The following is a 21,270-nucleotide window of genomic DNA, read 5'->3' as shown; positions in this document are numbered from 1 at the left end:
AAGTTGAAAATGACACGTATTGTATATTTTGTAGTAGGGCTAACGTTGTTGGTCTCAAATGTGGCTCTTGCCCAAAAACACGCTCCAAGAATTGAGCAAAACCGTTCGCATTTGCCAGGGATTTATCCAGAAGCATCCACCCGTTTGCTGACTTTTGCAGACGTAAGGGGGCTTACAAAATGGGATTTGAAAATCATGAGAAATGAAATTTATGCCCGCTATGGCTATGTTTTTAAAACAGATGATATGAACCGTTATTTTAACAATCAATCATGGTATCATGCACAATATGAAAATGTTGATGGCTTTTTGAATACTTATGAAAAAAAGAATATTGCATTTATAAAAAAACGAGAGTAACTATAAAAGCCAAAAATAAAAAGACCAACTGTTAGTTTTCAGTTGGTCTTTTTTTATTATAATTGTTTAAATAAACAATATTTTTTTATATATAAAAAAATATACAAATAGTCCATTTTTTTTCTGATTTAATATTCGTTTTCAATTAATCAAATGCAACATCTCGATCAAAATACATTTTAATGTATTCAGATGGGGTTTTATTTTCTATTTTTTTGAAAGCTTTATTAAATGTGGATTGGTTTTTAAAACCCGATTCGGAATATAAGTACTTCAGTTTATACGAATCATTGTCTTTCTTTTTTAGCAATTCCTTAAAATAATGAATCCTGTATTGATTGATAAAATTATTAAAATTCTCACCTGTCTTAATATTTATCGCCTTAGATATGTAAGAAATATTAGTGTTTATTTTTTTTGCTATATTATTAATAGACAATTCATTATCTAAAAAAAGCTTGTCTTTTTCAACCACATTTTTTATTTTTTCAAATAAATTATTAAATTCATCATCATTATCATCATCATGGTTATTATCTATTATTATTTTTTGTTCGAATAAAGTTGTATCATTACCATCATTTGGTATTGCGTTGTCTGGAGTGTTGGATTTTAAATTATTTAATTTTGAATAATAACTTTGTAAAATAAATAATATTATTATGCAAGATATTGTAAATATGAAAGAATTCAAAGTGAAATAGATATATAAATAAGAGGTTTCGTCCGGTAATTTATAATATTTTTGATTGAAATGAAAAAAATCGTCAAATTGGATTATTATAAAATTGCATACAAGTAGCAATAAAACAACTCTGACCCACTTTATGAAATATTTTTTTCGAAAAAAAATATACACACCAAATGTGATTAAAAAATGCCACAATAATAAATATACAGTAGATTTAATATAAAAGAATGTTACACAAAAAGTAAATAGAATAGTTAAATTTAAATACAGTTTTTTAAAATGTTGTATAACTTCAAAAGGCAAATAAAGTAAATTAAATAAAAATATGATATTGAAGAATGCAAAAAATAAATAAGCAATAGCATAAAAATTAACTCCAAACAAGTGGTAAAGGATGGCGTTAATAAATAAAAAAGGTATAATTATCGTAAAATAAATAATAAAGATGGTTTTGATTTTTTTTTTAAGGGCTTCCATTTTTAATAATATTTAAATTTTTAATAATTTCATTTCTTTATATGTTTGATTATCAGCGGTTTGATTAAAAAATCAAATTTGAAATATCGAATATCATTTTAAAAATAATTATAAATTAAATATTTTTGATATCATTTAATTATGCAAAGATAAATTATTTTAACAAATTTTAGCATAAAATAATTATATTTTAATCAGGGTTATTGTGGTAGTTGATTTGCCATACACATTTTATTAAAACGCAATATTTACCTTTTTTTTGATAAAAAGCACCAATACGGAGATACAATGTGTAGTTGTTCGATTAAATTTGCTTTATATCGATATATTCTATTTTTTTTAAAAAATAATTGCAAAAAAACAATTCTTACATTTTTAAAACGTATATTTTTTAATAAATATAATGTTATTGTAGCTTTATTTACTATGATTAAATGAAATTGTAGCATCATAGATTGCATTAACATAGATTGTTATTATTTTTTACCTCAATGAAATTTCCTAAAAAACCAATGAATTTCAATATTTCCAATGAAATTTATAAAATCATTACTTATTTTATTTTAAAAATATGTACTCCCGTAACCTAGTATAAAGGAAATATTTTAAAATGAATTTTTAAAATGAATTTTTAAAATGATTAAAATGAAATGATTTATTCATTTTAATTCAAATATTTCATTTCATTAAATTTTGCAGTTTTGCACAAAATAAAAGGAACGTAAGAAAGAATAATCATCGTGTTGTACTTGCAATTGGATAGATGAAAATCTAAATAATTGATAAGGATTTTAAGGAAATTCGCCCAACAGGTATGAACACGATTTCTTTTTTTAAATAAAATTTGAAATTATAAAAAACATAAAATCCTTAACCCTTATTAAGGATAGTTTGATAAAAAGAAAAATGTTGGTAAGGGACAACGAATCAAGATAAAAAAAATAATTCTTAAAATTTTTAAAACATGAAAAAATTATTAACTTTTTTAATCTTTACAGCTACTTTTTCGAGTATAGCACAGGTAGGGATTGGGACTACAAATCCAGATGTTAGTTCAATATTGGATGTTAAATCAACGAGCAAAGGTTTTTTACCACCTAGAATGACACAATCAAATAGGGATGGTATTGCAACTCCTGCAAACGGCTTACTAATTTATTGTACAGATTGTGACTCTGGAGCGGGGTGTTTACAAGTAAACAATGGAACAACGGCTTTACCAGTATGGGAATGTATAGGCGGCGTTGATGCACCGACTTTTTCAGTGTCGGCAGTGTGTAATGGTTTTGTAACGGGTACTTATATGAAGAACAGCTCTATAGCAGGAACTTATACAGTTAAAATATCTAATGACTCCTTTAGTACAGCCACTATTGCCATTGGTTCTGCAGATTTAGTATTATCTGGTATTGCTACGTCTAGTCCAGCATTAACAGTTGGCACACCTACTGCTTCTCCCGTTGCTATTTCAGCGGGTACTATTACACTAACGAGTGGTGCTTCTACTATTGTAACCTATCCAATTACAGGTACACCAACTGCAACAGGTACTTTAAAAGGTACTTGGTCTAAATTATCATTGAGTTGTAATAAAACTGTTAATGTAATAAATGGTACAGCAACTTTTTCATTACCAAGGTCGGAGAATGTAATTTCAGTTAAAGACGGAACTCCTCTTGTAGATATGCAAGGTGTTGTAGATAATGCTTCAAATAAAATTACTATAAAAGTGCCTTATACTTCGGGATCAGGAAGTTATGATGCTTACACAAGTTCAGTTGTTACGGGTAGTACGGGCGAAGGTGGCGATAGCAATGGTTTTAGCTTTAGCTATCCAGCAGGAACTTTTGGTTCATCGGGAACAATTCTTGTAACCATTACAGTAGATGGAGATGGAAGTTACAATGCTAAAAAATTATTATTTGGAGGAAAAGAAAATATTGTAACCATTCCGTTTATGTTTAATGGGTCAAATGTTGGAAATATTATTTTAAATGTTACAGGAGGTATTTTAGATAAGATGTATGGCATTGCTGACAATACCGGCGATGCTAATTCACACAAATTCATCTATTTTCCAGTAACTGGTGCAGACGGTAAAACATGGTTAAACAATAACCTAGGGGCACATTATGCCAAAAATGGACACGCTAGTTTCAATCCAACCAAGCAAGCCACTGGGAAAAATGATTTTTTAGCCTTTGGTAGTTTTTTTCAGTGGGGTAGAAAACCAGATGGTCATGAGTTAATCACTTGGACAGGAGGAACCACGGCAACACCAGTAAACAATACTACAAATGCTACTGCAACAAATACCCCAACACACGCTTCGTTTATTACAACTGCTGGCGACTGGAGATCCACTTCGGATGAATCGTTATGGAAAACGGAATGGGGTACAAACAACCCTTGTCCAGAGGGATATAGACTACCAACTATTGTTGAGTGGGCAAATTTTAGTACTGCCATTTCAGCAACTAGTATTACTGAAGCATACAACTCAACCCTGAAATTGACCCAACCAGGACAAAGAAATAATGGTGATGGTTCATTCGCAAATCAATCTAATTTAGGTCATTATATGTCGGCTACTACAACTGGTGTGGGAGGAGATCAAAAATATAGATTTTTCTGGACAACTACAGGGGAAAGTAACTGGAGAAAAGGTATGGGCTTTACAGTTCGTTGTATAAAAGATTATTAATGGTTCAACACAAATGATTTTAAAAAACCATTTAATATTCTAAACTACCTTATAGTAACATTTATTTTCATAGTAAGATTATCTTTTTATTTTAAGTTTAATTAATTAAAAAAGCGTTAGGTTTATTACCTAACGCTTTTTTTATTTATTTATTTTTCACGAATATAAATATCAATTGGTACACCAGAAAAGTCCCAGTTTTCACGAATTTTATTTTCTAAAAACCGTTTGTAGGGCTCTTTTACATATTGAGGTAAATTGGCAAAAAATACAAACTGAGGTGTTGGTGTTGGAAGTTGCATACAATATTTGATTTTCACATATTTACCTTTTAAAGCGGGAGGCGGGTAACCCTCTATCACTTTAAGCATGTACTCATTAAATTTTGAGGTTGGTATCCGTTGTTTTCTGCTTTCAAATACTGCCACGGTTGCTTCTAAAGCTTTTAACAATCGCTGTTTGGTTAGTGCCGACACAAAAAGGATAGGTACATCTGTAAAAGGCATGATTTCTTTGCGAATTTTTGCTTCATAATCTCGGGTGCTCATGGTATCTTTTTCTACCAAATCCCATTTGTTTACAAGAATGATTACCCCTTTTCTGTTTTTTTCGGCAAGCCAAAAAATACTTTGATCTTGTCCTTCAAAACCTCGGGTAGCATCAATAATCAAAAGGCACACATCGGCATGTTCTATGGCTCTAACGGAACGCATTACAGAATAAAATTCTAAATCTTCTTTTACCTTGGCTTTTCGTCGGATTCCAGCAGTATCAACCAAATTGAATTCAAACCCAAATCGATCAAATTTGGTGTCTATGGCATCTCGAGTTGTACCAGCAATATCTGTTACAATATACCTGTCTTTGCCAATAAGGGCATTTATAAAACTTGATTTTCCAGCATTTGGTCGGCCAACAACGGCAAATCGAGGTAGTTCAATGTCTTCCAAACTAGGTGCTGGTTTTTCTGGAAAAGCTTGTATCAAGGCATCTAACAAATCGCCAGTGCCACTTCCAGAAATACTAGCAAAAGTATAGTATTCGCCCAATCCAAGATTGTAAAACTCAATGGCATCTTTTTCTCGCATGGCGTTGTCCACTTTGTTTACGGCAAGCAATACGGGTTTGGTTACTTTGCGTAATAATTTTGCCACGGCTTCGTCCATTGGAGTAATGCCTTCTTCTACATCTACTACAAATATAATGACATCGGCCTCGTCTATGGCCAGCTCTACTTGCTTACGAATTTCGCCTTCAAAAACATCATCAGAACCACGAATGTATCCACCAGTGTCTATTACAGAAAATTCTTTTCCATTCCATTCGCTCTTTCCATAATTTCGATCTCGGGTTACTCCCGAAACCGAATCTACAATTGCTTCTCTTCTTTTAATCAACCTGTTAAATAATGTTGATTTCCCTACATTTGGTCTTCCTACTATGGCAACAATGTTATTCATATATTCTATATTCAATTATCGGGCAAAGTTAGTGTTAATATTTGGTTTTGAAAGATTTTTGATTAGAAATACACTTTTGTATCTTAAAGCAAATCAGGATTACATTGTCAAGGCAAAAGTTTGTAAAGTAAATTTTATTTTTTTATTTTTAATATAGTAACAGATAATAGGATAGATATTGTACTTGCTATACACCATGATTTTAACCAATTACAAACAAAATCGGCAGTTCCAGAATTGTTGATCAACGTTAATACAAGTGTGATGATTGCAGTTGAAATTACATTATACTTTAATGGATGATCTTTTATTTTTTTTAAAATTTTAACCATTTTCTAAATTTTACTATTTTAAAAAGAAATAGTTTGAGGGCCAAATTGCTCAAAAAATATTTGATTTTTATTTACTTTTAGTTGGATTAAATGGTTATAATGGTGTGTTATAAATTGTTCTGGACCACAAATATAATATTGTGCATTTTCTAATAAAATAGCCTCTTTACAAATAGATAAATCAATCCTTCCTTGAAAAGTATTGATATTTGTTTCGGTACCTAATATACTTTCATAAAAAAAGTACGTTTGCAACCATGAGGCATGTAATTGAAGTTGGCTTAATTCATTTTTAAAAGCTTGAACATCAATGTTTCGGCATCCATGTATGAAAATGGTTTTGTTTTGCTGATTTTGTTGATTAGCTTGCAACATACTGTATAGTGGAGTGATCCCAACACCACCACTTATTAAAACTAATGGATTTTTATTTTCTAAATCTACATTAAATGTTCCCATAGGCGAAGATAACAAAACAATATCGCCTTGTTGTTTGAGGTGCATAGCATTGGATACCATGCCCAAAGCATTTTCAGCATATTCTTTTTTTATAGAAATTCTATAATAATCTGGATGATATACGCTAGATAGACTATATTGTCTTGGCTGCAAAATATTGAGATCAGGAATTTCAATTTGAATACTTATAAACTGACCTGCTAAAAATGAAGCTATTGGCTTGCCATCTACCGGATATAAATAAAAGGATTTTATTTCAGATGACGTAGTTTCTATTATACGAATTTCAAATGCACGCCAACCTATCCAACCACCGGTTTTAGTCAAATTCTGGTTATACATTTGTTGTTCTAGGTCTATCATAATACGAGCCAATTCAAAATAAGCTTGAGTCCAAGCATCTAATAACTCTTTTGAAGCACCTGTACCTAAAACTTCACTTATTGAAGCTATTAGATGTCGACCAACAATTTGATATTGCTCTGGTTTGATATTCAAACTAACATGTTTTTGACCTATATTTTGCAATGCAGAAATTAAAACACTTGGGTTATCAATATGTTCGGCATAGGCTAAAACAGCATAGGCCAACGCTGTTTGTTGTTTGCCATTTGCTTGATTTCCCATATTGAACACTGATTGTAACTCTGGATTGTGTTCAAACATTCTTTTGTAAAAATATTTAGTAAGCGCTATTCCATTTGTTCTCAATATCGGAATAGTGGATTTGATGAGGTTTTTTTGATCTAAAGTCATATAAATTTTGTTATAAATTAAAATTGCAAACTACTTGATGTAGCTTTTTGGCAAATTTACAACTGCTATATGGCTTCAAATTATGACCCAAATCATAATCTAAAAAAGGCAATTCAATTTTTTAAGATTAATATTAGATATTAAAAATAATAGGATGATGGTTTGCGATTTATTGGCAAAATATCTTATATATAAATGCTGGTTTTTGTTTATATTATACCAAATATAGTTATAAAATAGTCCAAAGATGCGTAGTTATTTTTTAGAGAAAATTTTCAAAAAAAATCGTTGCATAGCTGGGCTACTGAACTATTTTTTTTGACTCATTTTAGCAAAAAAGAACTAGTATATTGGACTATTTTATATGTATATTTGGTGTTATTATTTGTTTAACAAATATAACATCAGCGAAACACTTTGCCTTTTTTGATCATAAGCTCACTTTTCTTTTCTAAATTTTTAATATTCCGTATCACTGTTTCCACACGAAGCCCCGTCAAATCAGCAATTTGTTGTCTTGTCAAATCTACCCATTGTTTGTCTTCATTACCAGTTTGATGCGAAAAACTTTCTTTATAATAATCTAAAAGTTTCAATATTCGATGTTCTGCATCTTGCGAAGCAATTTCATTTGACATCAATGATTTGTAATATATTCTTTTAGATAAGTTTTTTAATATTTGTAAATTTTGTATTGGATTATCAAGTAATAATTTTTCAAAATCATTTTTTTTTATCCGAATAAGTTCCACATTAGACAGCGCAACAGCATTTGCGGGATAACTTTTATTTAAAAACAATGGAGGTTCTCCAAATGAGTCGCCTTTTACAAAAATACCTTGTATAAACTCCCTTCCTTGTTCGTTAAAATTATTCATTTTTATTTGTCCTTTGCCTATTTGAAAATAATACAAAGCCTTATTGCCTTCCAAAAATACAAATTCACCCTTTGCAATATACAGTTTTACGGCATGATAATGGTATAACAAAGATTCATCTATCATACTTTTATTTTTAACTATTCTTTTTTATTTATTACATATTATACCCAAATCGTTTCAGCATAGTAGCATTACTTCGCCAATTTTTGTTTACTTTTACATATAGTTCTATGTGAATTTGTTTACCAAAAAACAGTTCTAAATCGGCACGAGCTTCCATTCCAACCTTTTTCAAGGCGGCACCTTTGTGCCCAATAATAATACCTTTTTGTGTATCTCGTTCTACCATAATTACCGATCGAATACGAATGATGGTATCGTTTTCTATAAACTCTTCGGTTACTATCTCTACGGCATAAGGGATTTCTTTGCTGTAATTTAATAGAATTTTTTCACGAATGGTTTCGTTTACAAAAAAACGTTCAGGTTTATCGGTCAATTGGTCTTTTGGATAATATGCGGGCGATTCTGGCAATAGCGAAATGATGCGTTGAAAAACTTCGGGAACATTAAAATTTTGAAGGGCCGAAATAGGAAAAATTTCTGCATTAGGCACTTTTTCGCTCCAAAAGGCCACTTGTTGTTCTAAAACTTCTTGATTTGATTGGTCGATTTTATTGAGCAACAACAATACGGGAATTTTTGAATGAATAATTTTATTAAAAAAAGCATCGTCCTTTAATTCTTGCTCACCAATTTCTACCATATATATCAATATATCAGCATCTTCAAAAGCCGATTTAACAAAATTCATCATCGATTCCTGCATTTCATAAGCGGGTTTAATAATCCCGGGAGTGTCTGAAAGTATCAATTGAAAATCGTCTCCATTTACAATTCCTAATATACGATGACGTGTAGTTTGTGCTTTTGATGTAATAATTGAAAGTCTTTCGCCTACAAAGGCATTCATCAAAGTGGATTTCCCAACATTTGGGTTTCCTATAATATTTACAAAACCTGCTTTATGCGACATTTTAATTTTTTTTTATGTCCACAAAGGTAAGCATATCAAGTGAATAGAAAAAATAAACATTTTTTTTCTTTTTTAGCTTGCACAATCAAATAAAGGTTGTATATTTGCACTCGAAACAACGCGGGATAGAGCAGTAGGCAGCTCGTCGGGCTCATAACCCGAAGGTCACAGGTTCGAGTCCTGTTCCCGCTACTACATAGTAAAAAACCCTTTCTAAATTTGAAAGGGTTTTTTTGTTTACATCACTTACCAAGTTGAGCTATACTAAAATGTATTTATAATTCATACAAAATACTATAAATCCTGTAAATTATACCAAATATATTTATAAAATAGTCCAAAGATGCGTAGTTATTTTTTAGAAAAAATTTTAAAAAAAAATCGTTGCATAGCTGGGCTACGGAACTATTTTTTTTGACTCATTTTAGCAAAAAAGAACCAATAGATTGGACTATTTTATAGGTATATTTGGTATTACTACAACTTAAATTTTTCAAAAAAATTCTATAAGGCAGAGAAGGTATTGTTATTTATATCAAACACATGTGTAAAATCGCCCATTATAATGATTCCTTAAAAGGGTTGCGTTCGTTCCAAATGGTTTTAGGCTCTAAAAAATCAAATAGTCGTGGCATCAAATAATTGATCCATTTGTTTTCGTGCTTGATTAATCCAAATACGGTTACGGGTTTTGCACCAACAGCACTTTTGATTTCTAAAGCCGTTCTTGAAAAAATTACTTTTTGAAATTGATGCTTGATAGAATACCCCAACATGTCATATAACATGTTTAAATACAGCATTTTATCTTTTTGAATATGCTGGTTGTACCCTAAAAAATACGTATCGATGTGTTGATTGTTTTGAATCAATGTATTGAAGCCAATTAAATGACCGTCTAAAAAATAGCCATAAAACAAAAAACAATCGCCTAAATTTTGTTTCAAATTGCTAAAATGATTTGATGCCAAAAAAAAAGTATTGAAAGGAGCATTTTGTGCTACATGCTCATATAAATTATGGATAGCGGGTTCATGTGCCTTAATGGCCTCAAAATCCAGTTGTAATTTTGTTATACCCGTTGCTTTTTTTCTAGCTCTTTTGTATTGATCTCTATATTTTTTACTCAACGAGGCAGTATAATCCTCTATTGATTGCCATTGTACGGGAATTTCAAAAACCATGTTTGGTTGGGTCGAAAAAACAAAATAATCTTTATATAATGTTGTATCAAATTGTTCTATAGTTTCTTTATCAAAATCTTTAAATGATGTTAAATGAATGGCAACACCTTTTTTAAGATAATTTTTGATGAGCATTTCCGATGCTTGCCTCAGCCAATACAAGCCTTCGCTCAACGGGATTGTTGCCGAAAAATAAAACGCATGTTGCCCCGTGAGCATGTTATTGCCCATAAACAATACATGCGAACTAAAATGTTTGAAAATAAAATTGCGAATACTTTTTTTTAAGCATTGGTCTCTATCTCCAAAGGATTTTAATTGATTCAAATCAACATATTGAGCCAAGGCAATACCTACTAAAAGGTTGTTTTGAAAAAATCCAAAAAAATGACATTTCATATTATCGGGTGCCGATTGTTCTAATACTTTTAAATATTTTTTGGACAAAAAAATATTGTGTTGCCCCAATGCATCCCATTCTGAAGGGAGTTCGGAGGTGTATTGATACATTTTGAAAGTCCATTGGTTTGATTTTTCCATCTTTATTTTTGTTTAACTTTCAATTTTTGCCAGATTAGGATTTTATAGTCAATAAATAAACAACATTTGTAGTTCTATGAATTAATAGCTTTATTGTACCTTAATTTTTTTCAATACTTAAAACCATTTTTTATTCATTTGACCTAAAGTATAGATTGCACAGCACAAAACTTTGGCATATCAAATCATAGAAATAAGGGGCACCACGGCTTTTTAGGTGTTATAAAGAAATTTTTTTAGCTAAAACTGTCTAATTCCTCTTGTACCATTTCCCATTGTACTAATAGGTCGTCCAATTCTTTTTTCTTTTTATGATATGCCGTAAAAAAATGGGCATCTTCAACATGTTTATCATAATTAGAAGCCAATGCTTTGTCGTCGTTTTGAATGTCTTTTTCCAATTGCTGAATTTGACTTTCTATTTTACTCAATTTATTTTGTAATGCTTTGCTCTTTTTTTGATCTTCATACGAAACCTTATTATTTTCTTTTGGAGTTTCACGCTTGATTTCTTCTTTTTTCTCCACTTCACGCATATTTTCCAAATTGCGTTGCTCCAAAAAATAGTTGATATCGCCAAGGTATTCTTTTATTTTTTGATCTTTAAATTCATACACAATATTTGACATTCCTTGCAAAAAATCCCTATCGTGCGACACTAATAATAAGGTGCCTTCAAATTTTTGTAAAGCGGCTTTCAACACGTTTTTAGACTTGATGTCCAAATGGTTTGTGGGTTCGTCCATTAGCAATACGTTGATGGGTTGGAGTAGTAATTTGCACAAAGCCAATCGATTACGTTCGCCACCAGAAAGTACTTTTACCTTTTTTTCCACATCGTCGCCTCTAAACAAAAACGACCCCAACATATCCCGAACTTTACTTCTGTTGGTATCCGTTGCGGCATCTTCCATGGTTTGGAGCAAAGTTATTTCGCCATCTAAATATTCGGCCTGATTTTGCGCAAAATACCCCAATTGTACATTGTGCCCCAGTTTGATAGTTCCTGTATATTCAAATTCATCGACAATTGCTTTGATAAACGTAGATTTGCCTTGTCCGTTTTGGCCAACAAAGGCAATTTTGCTGCCCCGTTCTACTAAAAGATTGATGTTTTCCAAAATAATTTTATCGCCATAACTTTTGCCAACATTCTCTGCCTCTACAACCACTTTTCCTGGTACTTTCGACAATGGAAAGGCAATATTCATAACCGAATTGTCGTCTTCATCAACCTCAATTCGCTCCACTTTATCCAATTTTTTTATCAACGATTGTGCCATAGAGGCTTTCGAAGCTTTGGCCCTAAATTTTTCTATCAATTTTTCGGTTTCCTCAATTTTTTTCTGCTGGTTTTTTTGAGTAGCCAATTGTTTTTCTCTTATTTCATGTCGCAATTCTAAATATTGCGAATAAGGTTTGTTAAAATCATACGCTTTGCCCAGCGAAATTTCGATAGTACGGTTTGTTACATTATCCAAAAACATTTTATCGTGCGAAACAATGACCACTACACCAGGATAGCTACGCAAAAAATTTTCGAGCCAAATGATACTTTCTATGTCCAAGTGGTTTGTGGGTTCGTCCAGCAATAAAATGTCGTTGGACTGCAACAACAATTTGGCCAACTCAATTCGCATTCGCCATCCACCCGAAAAAGTTTCGGTTTGATTGTTAAACACCTCCCGTTTAAAACCCAATCCCAACAATATTTTTTCGGTATCGCCCACATAATTATAGCCTCCTAATAATTCAAACCGATGGGTTAAATCTGAAAGTTCTTCAATAATTTGCGAATATGCCTCGCTCTCATAATCTGTTCGGCTAACCAATTGGTGGTTTACCTCTTCTAGTTTTCGCTCTACTTCTTTAATATCTGTAAATGCCTGATAAGCCTCTTCCAAAACAGTTCTACCTCGTTCAAAATCAATATCTTGACGTAAAAAACCAATCCGAACTTCTTTCTCCGTGGCAATACTACCAGAGTCGGGGGCAATGTCTTTGGCCAATATCTTCAGCATGGTCGATTTTCCTGCACCATTTTTCCCTACCAGACCCACTCGATCGCCTGCACCCATTCTAAAAGTTACTTCTTCAAATAAGTAAGTTCCACCAAACGAAACCGATAAATTGTGTATGTTTAACATAATTATGTGACTATTGTTACAATTCAAAAAATACAATTACGTACCTTTGCTAAAAATTTATGCAAATGTTAAAAAAAGGATCCAAATTATATAGTATTTTTACAGGAACTTGTCCACAATGTCAAAAAGAAAATATGTATGTAGATAAAAACCTACTACATTTTTCAAATATTTTAAAAATGAACGACAATTGCAGCCATTGTGGTTTGCAATATCAAATAGAGCCTTCATTTTTCTACGGTGCCATGTATGTAAGTTATGGTTTAAATGTAGCAGTAGGCATAGCTACTTTTATTATTGCTTATTATTTTTTAAATTTATCACAAATGCAAAGTTTTTTCACCATTATAGGTGTTTTAGTTTTGTCATTTCCAATGATTGCCAGAATGGCTCGTAATATTTATATCAATATTTTTATAAAATATGATAAAAAATACGAAAGCAACAAATAATTTATGTTGCTATTAAACATTACATTGCTTAAATTGTTCTCGATACGACTTTTGAAACTATTGTTTAATCTACAAAAAAAATGTATTTTTGCAACTTCAAAAAAATAAATCTATTGTAGATGATAGTCCAAAAATCACGAGAACAAATTGAGTTGATGCGAGAAAGTGCCCTAATTGTTTCTAAAACATTAGGGATGATAGCAACAGAAATCAAAGAAGGAGTAACCACCTTATATTTAGACAAAAGAGCCGAAGAGTTTATCCGCGATCATGGAGCTGTTCCTAGTTTTTTAGGACTATATGGCTTTCCTAACTCTTTGTGTATGAGTCCAAATGCTCAAGTAGTTCACGGCATCCCAAACAACAAACCACTTCAAAATGGCGATGTCATTTCTGTAGATTGTGGTGCTTATAAAAATGGCTTTCATGGGGATCATGCTTACTCATTTGAAATTGGCGAAGTAGCTCCAGAAGTCAAAAAATTATTGCAAATTACCAAAGAAAGTTTATACATAGGCATCAAACAGTTCAAAGCTGGCAATAGGGTAGGCGATGTAGGAGCCGCAATTCAAAACTACTGCGAATCGCATGGCTACGGTGTAGTCCGAGAATTAGTAGGGCATGGCGTTGGTCAAAAAATGCACGAAGCACCAGAAATGCCCAATTACGGCAAGCGTGGCAAAGGCAAATTATTTGTAGAAGGTATGGTGGTAGCCATAGAACCCATGATCAATTTGGGCACCCGCAACGTCAAACAGCTCAAAGACGGTTGGACAATCCTAACAGCAGACGGCAAACCCAGTGCTCATTTTGAACACGATGTAGCCATCATAAACGGCAAACCAGAACTCCTTTCAACCTTCAAATATGTATATGAAGCCCTTGGAATTGTAAGCAACGAAGAAGATGAATTTCGTCAAAATCCGCTTTTAGTCTAATTATAAATTAATCAAAGCTTCAAAAAAATGAAAATCACTACGGCCGAATTTATTATTAGCAATTCAGATGTAAGCAAATGCCCTGCCGAATTTTTGCCAGAATATGCCTTTATTGGGAGGTCAAATGTAGGCAAATCATCGTTAATCAACATGCTTACCAACCATAAAAATTTAGCCAAAACATCGGGCAAACCAGGAAAAACACAACTAATCAACCATTTCAAAATCAACAACAATTGGTTTTTGGTCGATTTGCCAGGCTACGGATATGCCCGAGTATCCAAAAAAACCAAATCAGTTTTTCAACAATTCATAACCGATTATTTCGAAAAAAGACAACAACTCGTTTGTGCCTTCGTATTGATAGACATCAGGCTTGAAGCACAAAACATCGACATAGAATTCATGAGCTACATGGGCGAAAGCGAAATCCCTTTCTGTATCATTTTTACCAAAGCCGACAAACTAAGCAAAACCAAAATAGACTCCAATATTGCGGCCTACAAAAAAGCCATGATAAAAAACAATTGGACCGAAATGCCACAACATTTCATCACCTCCTCGCTTGATGCCACAGGCAAAGAAACCGTTTTAAACTATATTGAAGCCGTAAACAAAGACGTTTTTGGCAACGATTTCTAAAACATCAACCACCTTAACTATAAAACCCGCATCAAAAATAGTATAAACCAAGGCAAAAAGTAGTCAATACACCATCCCATCCACCAAAAAATATTGAACTTATACCTAATAAATACCATATTTGGTATAATGACCCATTTCAAATCAATAGGAGCTCATCCAGCTTTCCATTTCAAGTCCTCCATCCAAAAGGGTTTTTTGTTTGCCACAAAAGGAGCTTCCGCTGGTCGCTCTTTTGTAGCAACAAAAAATCCCTTTTGGATTCTCGTACTTTTCATTACAATCTGGGCTAGGGCACCCCGTTTATCAAACAAACCCTTTCTTCAACAACAAACAAAATAATACAACCACAAATTTTGAAGATCAATTTTCAATAAAACATACAACTTTACCAAAAAAACAATCAGCAATCCACACAAAGTGGCAAAGCCAAAACATTCTCAAAAAAAACAAATATATCGAGCCATGTTACATGTATATTTCTGAAAAAATATTCAAAAAATAAACAAATCGAAGTATAAAAGAAGCAAAAAAACAACCCTAAAAAACGCAAATAGTACCATTCCAAAACAAAAAAATAAGCCATTGAAAATGAATAGATTAATAAAAAACAGTAAAATCAGAAAGAACAAAAATTAACTTTAAATTATTATTTGGTAGTTACAAAATAAATTGTATCTTTGCACGCTCGAAAGAAAAGGTGTAACATCTTTTCTAATTATCTAATTAATAAATGTTTAATATGTCTGGGTTAATCGGAAGAAAAATTGGCATGACCAGTATCTTTGACGAAAATGGAAAAAACATTCCATGTACCGTTATAGAAGCTGGCCCATGCGTTGTTACCCAAGTCAGAACCAAAGCGGTCGACGGGTACGAAGCGTTGCAACTTGGTTTCGATGACAAAAACGAGAAACATTCCACCAAAGCGGCTTTAGGTCACTTTAAAAAGGCTGGAACTGTTGCTAAGAAAAAAGTCGTTGAATTCCAGGATTTTGCAACCGAACAAAAATTAGGAGATCTAATAGATGTTTCTATTTTTGAAGAAGGCGAGTTTGTAGATGTACAAGGCGTTTCAAAAGGAAAAGGTTTTCAAGGGGTAGTAAAACGTCACGGATTTGGTGGTGTTGGTCAATCTACACATGGACAACACAACCGATTGAGAGCCCCAGGATCTGTAGGAGCTTCATCTTATCCATCACGAGTATTCAAAGGAATGCGAATGGCTGGAAGAATGGGAGGAGAAAATGTAAAAGTTCAAAACCTTAGAGTTTTAAAAGTAGTAGCTGAAAAGAACCTACTTGTAATCAAAGGATGCGTTCCTGGATGTAAAAACTCTTACGTAATCATTCAGAAGTAATGGAAGTAAAAGTATTAGATTTCAACGGAAAAGATACTGGAAGAAAAGTACAACTTTCTGATTCAGTATTCGCAATCGAACCTAACAAACACGCTGTATATCTTGATGTAAAGCAATATCTTGCAAACCAACGTCAAGGAACGCACAAAGCCAAAGAAAGAGCAGAAGTAGCGGGAAGTACACGTAAAATTAAAAAACAAAAAGGGACAGGAACTGCAAGAGCAGGAAGCAAAAAAAGCCCATTGTTTAAAGGTGGTGGAACGGTTTTTGGACCAAGACCAAGAAGTTATTCATTCAAATTGAATAAAAACTTGAAAAGATTGGCTAGAAAATCAGCGTTCTCAATCAAAGCCAAAGAATCAAACATTATTGTTGTAGAAGACTTTAGTTTTGAAGCTCCAAGCACTAAAAATTTCACTAATGTTTTGAAAGCTTTAGGGTTAGAAAATAAAAAATCTTTATTTGTATTGGGAGATTCAAATAAAAATGTATATTTGTCCTCACGCAATTTAAAGGCCTCTAGTGTTGTAACTAATTCAGAATTAAGCACTTATGCGATTTTGAACGCTAATAACTTAGTGCTTTTGGAAGGTTCTTTAGAAGGAATTGAAGAAAATTTAAGCAAATAATAGGAAAATGAGCATTATAATTAAGCCTATAGTAACTGAAAAAGTAACCAAAGAAAGTGAAGTTTTGAATCGCTATGGTTTTTTCGTGAACAAAAAAGCAAACAAAGTTGAAATCAGAAAAGCAGTAGAAGCTAAATATGGTGTAAGCGTTGTAAGTGTAAACACGATGAATGTAAGACCAGATAGAACAACAAAATACACTAAAAGTGGTTTAATCAGCGGAAAAACAAATGCAGAGAAAAAAGCATTTGTACAAGTAAAAGAAGGAGAATCAATTGATTTTTACAACAATATCTAAGATACAATGTCAGTAAGAAAATTAAAACCTATTACCCCAGGTCAGCGATTTAGAGTTGTGAATGGTTATGACGCCATTACAACTGATAAGCCGGAACGCTCTTTGATAGCACCGATAAAAAACTCTGGAGGTAGAAATAGTCAAGGAAAGATGACCATGCGTTATACGGGTGGTGGTCATAAGCAACGTTATCGTATCATCGATTTTAAAAGAACTAAAGTTGGAATTCCAGCCACAGTAAAATCTATTGAGTACGATCCAAACAGAACTGCTTTTATAGCTTTGTTAGCTTATGCTGACGGAGAAAAAACTTACGTTATTGCTCAAAATGGTTTAAAAGTAGGTCAGAAATTAGTTTCTGGACCAGATTCACAACCAGAAATTGGCAATACACTACCATTAAGCAAAATACCATTAGGAACTGTAATTTCATGTATTGAATTACGTCCAGGACAAGGAGCTGTTATCGCTCGTTCTGCGGGTACATTTGCACAATTAATGGCAAGAGACGGAAAATTTGCAACAATCAAAATGCCATCAGGCGAAACAAGATTAATCTTGTTGACTTGCTCTGCAACTATTGGAGCAGTATCAAATTCTGATCATCAATTAGTAGTATCTGGAAAAGCAGGTAGAACACGATGGTTAGGAAGACGACCAAGAACAAGACCTGTAGCAATGAACCCTGTTGATCACCCTATGGGAGGTGGAGAAGGCCGTTCTTCTGGAGGACATCCACGTTCAAGAAAAGGAATACCTGCAAAAGGTTATAGAACGCGTTCTAAGAAAAATCCGAGTAACAAGTATATTGTAGAACGTAGAAAGAAATAAGTAAGATATGGCACGTTCATTAAAAAAAGGACCTTTCGTTCATTATAAGTTAGACAAGAAAGTTCAAGAAAACATAGAAAAAGGAAACAAAGGAGTAGTAAAGACTTGGTCTAGAGCTTCGATGATAACACCAGACTTTGTTGGACAAACAATCGCAGTACATAACGGTCGTCAATTTGTACCAGTTTACGTAACAGAAAACATGGTAGGACACAAACTAGGAGAGTTTTCACCAACTAGATCTTTTAGAGGTCATGCTGGAGCAAAAAATAAAGGTAAAAAATAAGAAGCAATGGGAGTTCGTAAAAGAGAAACAGCAGATGCAAGAAAAGAGGCTAACAAGTCTATTGCTTTTGCAAAATTGAATAACTGCCCTACTTCACCTAGAAAAATGCGCTTAGTAGCAGATCTAGTAAGAGGACAGAAGATAGAAAGAGCACTAAATATATTAAGATTTAGTACAAAAGAGGCATCAAGAAAATTAGAAAAATTAGTATTATCTGCTATCAACAATTGGGAGCAAAAAAATGCTGATGCTAATTTAGAAGAAGCAGGCCTTTTTGTTAAAGAGATCAGGGTAGATGGAGGAATGATGTTAAAAAGACTTCGTCCAGCACCTCAAGGTCGTGCACACAGAATAAGAAAACGTTCTAACCACGTAACCATCGTATTAGGACAAATAGATAACACACAAAGCAATTCATAAGCAGCATGGGACAAAAGACAAATCCAATTGGAAATAGACTTGGTATCATCAGAGGATGGGATTCAAACTGGTTCGGTGGAAATGATTATGGCGATAAATTAGCCGAAGATTATAAAATCAGAAAGTACATTCATGCTCGTTTATCAAAAGCAAGTGTATCAAAAGTAATTATTGAAAGAACTTTAAAACTTGTAACCGTTACTATCACTACGGCCAGACCTGGTATCATTATCGGAAAAGGTGGTCAAGAGGTAGACAAGTTGAAAGAAGAACTTAAAAAAGTTACTGACAAAGAGGTACAAATCAATATCTTTGAAATCAAAAGACCTGAATTAGATGCTTATTTAGTTGCAACAAGCATCTGTCGTCAAATCGAAAGCCGTATTTCATACAGAAGAGCTATTAAAATGGCAATTGCTTCTACCATGCGAATGAACGCAGAAGGGATTAAAGTTTTAATATCTGGACGTTTGAATGGAGCTGAAATGGCACGATCAGAAGGTTTTAAAGAAGGAAGAATACCGCTATCAACTTTTAGAGCTGATATTGATTATGCTTTGGCAGAAGCGCATACTACTTATGGTAGAATGGGTATCAAAGTATGGATCATGAAAGGTGAAGTTTATGGGAAGAGAGATCTTTCTCCACTAGCTGGAATGGATAAAAAACAATCTGGAACCGGTGGTGGTAAAGGTGGAGATGCTCCAAGAGGCAAATCTAACTTTAATAAAGGTGGAAAATCAGACGCTCGTAAAAGAAAGTAATTATTTAAATTAAAGAAAAATGTTACAGCCTAAAAGAACAAAATACCGTAAGGTACAAAAAGGTAGAATGAAAGGTAACTCTCAAAGAGGTCATGAACTTTCTAATGGCATGTTTGGAATCAAATCTGTACATGAAGATGGAATGTTTTTAACATCACGTCAAATAGAAGCCGCTCGTATTGCAGCAACTCGTTTCATGAAAAGAGAGGGTCAGTTATGGATCAAAATTTTCCCAGACAAACCAATTACAAAAAAGCCTCTTGAAGTACGTATGGGTAAAGGTAAAGGAGCCGTAGAATATTGGGCTGCCGTTGTTAAACCTGGAAAAATTATGTTTGAAGTTGGTGGTGTGCCATTATCTGTTGCAAAAGAAGCATTAAGATTGGCAGCTCAAAAATTACCAGTAAAAACAAAATTTGTCGTTGCTAGAGATTTCGAAGCATAATTAATATTATATTATGAAACAATCAGAAATAAAAAATCTTTCTGCAGCGGAGTTGCAAGAGAAATTAAGCCAAACCAAAAAAGTATATGCTGATTTGAAAATGGCTCACGCTATCTCACCAATTGAAAACCCACTTCAAATTAGAAGTATAAGACGATCAATTGCTCGAATAGCTACAGAACTTACTAAAAGAGAGTTACAATAATTGTATTCTGCTGAAAGATGGAAAAAAGAAATTTAAGAAAAGAGAGAATTGGTGTTGTTACTTCAAACAAAATGGATAAATCTATTGTAGTTGCTGAAGTACGTAAAGTAAAACACCCTTTATACGGTAAGTTCGTGTTGAAAACAAAAAAATATGTTGCACACGACGAAACAAACGACTGTAACATTGGAGATACTGTAAAGATAAGCGAAACTCGCCCTTTGAGTAAATCTAAATGTTGGAGATTAGTTGAAATCATTGAAAGAGCTAAATAATTATGGTACAACAAGAATCAAGACTAAAAGTAGCAGATAACACGGGAGCAAAAGAAGTTTTAACTATCCGTGTTTTAGGAGGTACCAAAAGAAGGTATGCCTCTGTTGGAGACAAGATTGTAGTTTCTATTAAAGATGCAACTCCAAACGGAAACGTAAAAAAAGGAGCTGTTTCAACTGCAGTTGTTGTACGTACCAAAAAAGAAGTAAGAAGAGCCGATGGTTCATATATCAGATTTGATGACAACGCTTGTGTGTTGTTAAACGCAGCTGGTGAAATGAGAGGCACTCGTGTTTTTGGTCCGGTAGCAAGAGAACTTCGTGAAAAACAATTCATGAAAATTGTATCATTAGCACCTGAAGTGCTTTAATTATTATTGAAATGATAAAGCTAAAAATTAAAACAGGAGACATCGTGAGAGTAATTGCTGGAGACCACAAAGGGGCAGAAGGCAAAGTACTAAAAGTGGATCGTGAGAAAAACAAAGCGATTGTAGAGGCTGTAAATATGGTTTCTAAACATACAAAACCTAGTGCAAAAAATCCACAAGGTGGTATTGTGAAAAAAGAAGCTCCTATTCAAATTTCAAACATAGCTCTAATTGATCCTAAAACAAAGGAAACAACTAGAGTTGGAATAAGAATAGAAGGAGATAAAAAAGTAAGATTTTCAAAAAAATCTAATCAAGTATTATAGT

General features: G+C 33.0%; 26 protein-coding genes and 1 tRNA gene. 18 read left to right on the top strand and 9 right to left on the bottom strand.

Annotated elements, in window-relative coordinates; translation table 11 throughout:
• Nucleotides 1–9: 9 nt before the first annotated feature.
• Complete coding sequence (locus tag FBFL15_RS13085) at nt 10–360, top strand: YARHG domain-containing protein (protein ID WP_014085036.1); 351 nt, start codon at nt 10–12, stop codon at nt 358–360.
• A 145-nt stretch (nt 361–505) separates the two neighbouring features.
• Here the strand turns inward: FBFL15_RS13085 and FBFL15_RS16555 are convergent, their stop codons facing one another.
• Nucleotides 506–1,054 carry a helix-turn-helix domain-containing protein gene (locus FBFL15_RS16555; RefSeq protein WP_158309105.1) on the bottom strand — a complete coding sequence of 183 codons (549 nt, stop codon included), beginning with the start codon at nt 1,052–1,054 and terminating at the stop codon, nt 506–508.
• Nucleotides 1,055–2,492: 1,438 nt separating this feature from the next.
• On the opposite strand from FBFL15_RS16555, the gene FBFL15_RS13070 reads away from it, so the two are divergent.
• The gene (locus tag FBFL15_RS13070; RefSeq protein WP_014085034.1) at nt 2,493–4,232 is read left to right on the top strand and encodes a fibrobacter succinogenes major paralogous domain-containing protein; all 1,740 of its coding nucleotides are present in this window, start codon (nt 2,493–2,495) and stop codon (nt 4,230–4,232) included.
• A 149-nt stretch (nt 4,233–4,381) separates the two neighbouring features.
• On the opposite strand, the gene der is transcribed toward FBFL15_RS13070, so the two are convergent.
• From der to era, 5 genes are all read right to left on the bottom strand, one after another.
• Nucleotides 4,382–5,692: a ribosome biogenesis GTPase Der gene (der, locus tag FBFL15_RS13065; RefSeq protein ID WP_014085033.1), complete on the bottom strand. Its 1,311-nt coding sequence runs from the start codon at nt 5,690–5,692 to the stop codon at nt 4,382–4,384.
• A 134-nt stretch (nt 5,693–5,826) separates the two neighbouring features.
• Nucleotides 5,827–6,024, bottom strand: a complete 198-nt coding sequence (locus FBFL15_RS13060; protein ID WP_014085032.1) for a DUF2798 domain-containing protein — start codon at nt 6,022–6,024, stop codon at nt 5,827–5,829.
• Between the two features lie 18 nt (nt 6,025–6,042).
• Nucleotides 6,043–7,239 (bottom strand): NO-inducible flavohemoprotein, encoded by a 1,197-nt coding sequence (gene hmpA, locus FBFL15_RS13055; RefSeq protein WP_014085031.1) that lies wholly within the window; start codon nt 7,237–7,239, stop codon nt 6,043–6,045.
• 404 nt (nt 7,240–7,643) lie between these two features.
• Complete coding sequence (locus FBFL15_RS13050) at nt 7,644–8,243, bottom strand: Crp/Fnr family transcriptional regulator (protein WP_014085030.1); 600 nt, start codon at nt 8,241–8,243, stop codon at nt 7,644–7,646.
• A 31-nt stretch (nt 8,244–8,274) separates the two neighbouring features.
• Nucleotides 8,275–9,156 (bottom strand): GTPase Era, encoded by an 882-nt coding sequence (gene era, locus FBFL15_RS13045; protein WP_014085029.1) that lies wholly within the window; start codon nt 9,154–9,156, stop codon nt 8,275–8,277.
• 119 nt (nt 9,157–9,275) lie between these two features.
• Here era and FBFL15_RS13040 point away from each other — a divergent pair.
• A tRNA-Met gene (locus tag FBFL15_RS13040) sits at nt 9,276–9,348 on the top strand.
• Between the two features lie 368 nt (nt 9,349–9,716).
• On the opposite strand, the gene FBFL15_RS13035 is transcribed toward FBFL15_RS13040, so the two are convergent.
• Complete coding sequence (locus tag FBFL15_RS13035; RefSeq protein WP_014085028.1) at nt 9,717–10,880, bottom strand: GNAT family N-acetyltransferase; 1,164 nt, start codon at nt 10,878–10,880, stop codon at nt 9,717–9,719.
• A gap of 236 nt (nt 10,881–11,116) precedes the next feature.
• Entirely contained in the window at nt 11,117–13,027 is a 1,911-nt protein-coding gene (locus FBFL15_RS13030; protein WP_014085027.1) for an ABC-F family ATP-binding cassette domain-containing protein, read from the bottom strand.
• A 65-nt stretch (nt 13,028–13,092) separates the two neighbouring features.
• Between FBFL15_RS13030 and FBFL15_RS13025 the strand changes: the two genes are divergently transcribed.
• The 3 genes from FBFL15_RS13025 (at nt 13,093) to yihA (ending at nt 15,059) form a co-directional block, all read left to right on the top strand.
• Nucleotides 13,093–13,479 carry a DUF983 domain-containing protein gene (locus FBFL15_RS13025; protein ID WP_014085026.1) on the top strand — a complete coding sequence of 129 codons (387 nt, stop codon included), beginning with the start codon at nt 13,093–13,095 and terminating at the stop codon, nt 13,477–13,479.
• Nucleotides 13,480–13,598: 119 nt separating this feature from the next.
• Complete coding sequence (gene map, locus FBFL15_RS13020; protein ID WP_014085025.1) at nt 13,599–14,417, top strand: type I methionyl aminopeptidase; 819 nt, start codon at nt 13,599–13,601, stop codon at nt 14,415–14,417.
• Nucleotides 14,418–14,444: 27 nt separating this feature from the next.
• On the top strand, nt 14,445–15,059 hold the full coding sequence (yihA, locus tag FBFL15_RS13015) for a ribosome biogenesis GTP-binding protein YihA/YsxC (protein ID WP_014085024.1): 615 nt from the start codon (nt 14,445–14,447) through the stop codon (nt 15,057–15,059).
• Between the two features lie 155 nt (nt 15,060–15,214).
• Here yihA and FBFL15_RS17000 read toward each other — a convergent pair whose 3' ends face one another.
• Nucleotides 15,215–15,337 (bottom strand): hypothetical protein, encoded by a 123-nt coding sequence (locus FBFL15_RS17000; protein WP_262493563.1) that lies wholly within the window; start codon nt 15,335–15,337, stop codon nt 15,215–15,217.
• 464 nt (nt 15,338–15,801) lie between these two features.
• Here FBFL15_RS17000 and rplC point away from each other — a divergent pair, with 464 nt between their 5' ends.
• Genes rplC through rplX form a run of 12 tightly spaced genes read left to right on the top strand, consistent with a single transcriptional unit; the run spans nt 15,802 to nt 21,269 of the window.
• A complete protein-coding gene (gene rplC / locus FBFL15_RS13005; RefSeq protein ID WP_014085023.1) occupies nt 15,802–16,419 on the top strand; it encodes a 50S ribosomal protein L3 in 618 nt (205 codons plus the stop codon).
• A complete protein-coding gene (gene rplD / locus FBFL15_RS13000; RefSeq protein ID WP_014085022.1) occupies nt 16,419–17,048 on the top strand; it encodes a 50S ribosomal protein L4 in 630 nt (209 codons plus the stop codon). The genes rplC and rplD overlap by 1 nt, the downstream gene beginning before the upstream one ends.
• Nucleotides 17,049–17,055: 7 nt before the next feature.
• A complete protein-coding gene (rplW, locus tag FBFL15_RS12995; RefSeq protein WP_014085021.1) occupies nt 17,056–17,346 on the top strand; it encodes a 50S ribosomal protein L23 in 291 nt (96 codons plus the stop codon).
• A gap of 6 nt (nt 17,347–17,352) precedes the next feature.
• A complete protein-coding gene (gene rplB / locus FBFL15_RS12990; RefSeq protein WP_014085020.1) occupies nt 17,353–18,177 on the top strand; it encodes a 50S ribosomal protein L2 in 825 nt (274 codons plus the stop codon).
• Nucleotides 18,178–18,184: 7 nt separating this feature from the next.
• The gene (gene rpsS, locus FBFL15_RS12985) at nt 18,185–18,463 is read left to right on the top strand and encodes a 30S ribosomal protein S19 (RefSeq protein WP_014085019.1); all 279 of its coding nucleotides are present in this window, start codon (nt 18,185–18,187) and stop codon (nt 18,461–18,463) included.
• 6 nt (nt 18,464–18,469) lie between these two features.
• Nucleotides 18,470–18,883 (top strand): 50S ribosomal protein L22, encoded by a 414-nt coding sequence (gene rplV / locus FBFL15_RS12980; protein WP_014085018.1) that lies wholly within the window; start codon nt 18,470–18,472, stop codon nt 18,881–18,883.
• A gap of 5 nt (nt 18,884–18,888) precedes the next feature.
• Nucleotides 18,889–19,647 (top strand): 30S ribosomal protein S3, encoded by a 759-nt coding sequence (gene rpsC, locus FBFL15_RS12975; RefSeq protein WP_014085017.1) that lies wholly within the window; start codon nt 18,889–18,891, stop codon nt 19,645–19,647.
• 19 nt (nt 19,648–19,666) lie between these two features.
• Nucleotides 19,667–20,092, top strand: coding sequence for a 50S ribosomal protein L16 (rplP, locus tag FBFL15_RS12970; RefSeq protein ID WP_014085016.1), 426 nt, complete (start codon nt 19,667–19,669; stop codon nt 20,090–20,092).
• Nucleotides 20,093–20,105: 13 nt separating this feature from the next.
• Nucleotides 20,106–20,297 (top strand): 50S ribosomal protein L29, encoded by a 192-nt coding sequence (gene rpmC / locus FBFL15_RS12965; protein WP_014085015.1) that lies wholly within the window; start codon nt 20,106–20,108, stop codon nt 20,295–20,297.
• Between the two features lie 17 nt (nt 20,298–20,314).
• Nucleotides 20,315–20,572, top strand: a complete 258-nt coding sequence (rpsQ, locus tag FBFL15_RS12960; RefSeq protein ID WP_014085014.1) for a 30S ribosomal protein S17 — start codon at nt 20,315–20,317, stop codon at nt 20,570–20,572.
• A 2-nt stretch (nt 20,573–20,574) separates the two neighbouring features.
• Nucleotides 20,575–20,943, top strand: a complete 369-nt coding sequence (gene rplN, locus FBFL15_RS12955) for a 50S ribosomal protein L14 (RefSeq protein ID WP_007803649.1) — start codon at nt 20,575–20,577, stop codon at nt 20,941–20,943.
• A gap of 11 nt (nt 20,944–20,954) precedes the next feature.
• On the top strand, nt 20,955–21,269 hold the full coding sequence (rplX, locus tag FBFL15_RS12950) for a 50S ribosomal protein L24 (protein ID WP_014085013.1): 315 nt from the start codon (nt 20,955–20,957) through the stop codon (nt 21,267–21,269).
• The last annotated feature ends 1 nt before the right edge of the window (nt 21,270 follow it).

The sequence above is a fragment of the Flavobacterium branchiophilum FL-15 genome (assembly GCF_000253275.1).
GTDB lineage: Bacteria > Bacteroidota > Bacteroidia > Flavobacteriales > Flavobacteriaceae > Flavobacterium > Flavobacterium branchiophilum.
This window is presented reverse-complemented; position numbering and strand designations above follow the sequence as displayed.

Coding starts and splice junctions, on each gene's coding strand:
- FBFL15_RS13060 (WP_014085032.1), bottom strand. CDS start 6,024: ATGGTTAAAATTTTAAAAAAAATAAAAGATCATCCATTAAAGTATAAT.
- map (WP_014085025.1), top strand. CDS start 13,599: ATGATAGTCCAAAAATCACGAGAACAAATTGAGTTGATGCGAGAAAGT.
- FBFL15_RS13035 (WP_014085028.1), bottom strand. CDS start 10,880: ATGGAAAAATCAAACCAATGGACTTTCAAAATGTATCAATACACCTCC.
- rpmC (WP_014085015.1), top strand. CDS start 20,106: ATGAAACAATCAGAAATAAAAAATCTTTCTGCAGCGGAGTTGCAAGAG.
- rplV (WP_014085018.1), top strand. CDS start 18,470: ATGGGAGTTCGTAAAAGAGAAACAGCAGATGCAAGAAAAGAGGCTAAC.
- FBFL15_RS13070 (WP_014085034.1), top strand. CDS start 2,493: ATGAAAAAATTATTAACTTTTTTAATCTTTACAGCTACTTTTTCGAGT.
- FBFL15_RS13050 (WP_014085030.1), bottom strand. CDS start 8,243: ATGATAGATGAATCTTTGTTATACCATTATCATGCCGTAAAACTGTAT.
- yihA (WP_014085024.1), top strand. CDS start 14,445: ATGAAAATCACTACGGCCGAATTTATTATTAGCAATTCAGATGTAAGC.
- FBFL15_RS13030 (WP_014085027.1), bottom strand. CDS start 13,027: ATGTTAAACATACACAATTTATCGGTTTCGTTTGGTGGAACTTACTTA.
- FBFL15_RS13085 (WP_014085036.1), top strand. CDS start 10: ATGACACGTATTGTATATTTTGTAGTAGGGCTAACGTTGTTGGTCTCA.
- FBFL15_RS17000 (WP_262493563.1), bottom strand. CDS start 15,337: ATGAAAAGTACGAGAATCCAAAAGGGATTTTTTGTTGCTACAAAAGAG.
- rplD (WP_014085022.1), top strand. CDS start 16,419: ATGGAAGTAAAAGTATTAGATTTCAACGGAAAAGATACTGGAAGAAAA.
- era (WP_014085029.1), bottom strand. CDS start 9,156: ATGTCGCATAAAGCAGGTTTTGTAAATATTATAGGAAACCCAAATGTT.
- rplX (WP_014085013.1), top strand. CDS start 20,955: ATGATAAAGCTAAAAATTAAAACAGGAGACATCGTGAGAGTAATTGCT.
- rplN (WP_007803649.1), top strand. CDS start 20,575: ATGGTACAACAAGAATCAAGACTAAAAGTAGCAGATAACACGGGAGCA.
- rplW (WP_014085021.1), top strand. CDS start 17,056: ATGAGCATTATAATTAAGCCTATAGTAACTGAAAAAGTAACCAAAGAA.
- rpsC (WP_014085017.1), top strand. CDS start 18,889: ATGGGACAAAAGACAAATCCAATTGGAAATAGACTTGGTATCATCAGA.
- rpsS (WP_014085019.1), top strand. CDS start 18,185: ATGGCACGTTCATTAAAAAAAGGACCTTTCGTTCATTATAAGTTAGAC.
- FBFL15_RS13025 (WP_014085026.1), top strand. CDS start 13,093: ATGTTAAAAAAAGGATCCAAATTATATAGTATTTTTACAGGAACTTGT.
- hmpA (WP_014085031.1), bottom strand. CDS start 7,239: ATGACTTTAGATCAAAAAAACCTCATCAAATCCACTATTCCGATATTG.
- rplC (WP_014085023.1), top strand. CDS start 15,802: ATGTCTGGGTTAATCGGAAGAAAAATTGGCATGACCAGTATCTTTGAC.
- rplB (WP_014085020.1), top strand. CDS start 17,353: ATGTCAGTAAGAAAATTAAAACCTATTACCCCAGGTCAGCGATTTAGA.
- rpsQ (WP_014085014.1), top strand. CDS start 20,315: ATGGAAAAAAGAAATTTAAGAAAAGAGAGAATTGGTGTTGTTACTTCA.
- der (WP_014085033.1), bottom strand. CDS start 5,692: ATGAATAACATTGTTGCCATAGTAGGAAGACCAAATGTAGGGAAATCA.
- rplP (WP_014085016.1), top strand. CDS start 19,667: ATGTTACAGCCTAAAAGAACAAAATACCGTAAGGTACAAAAAGGTAGA.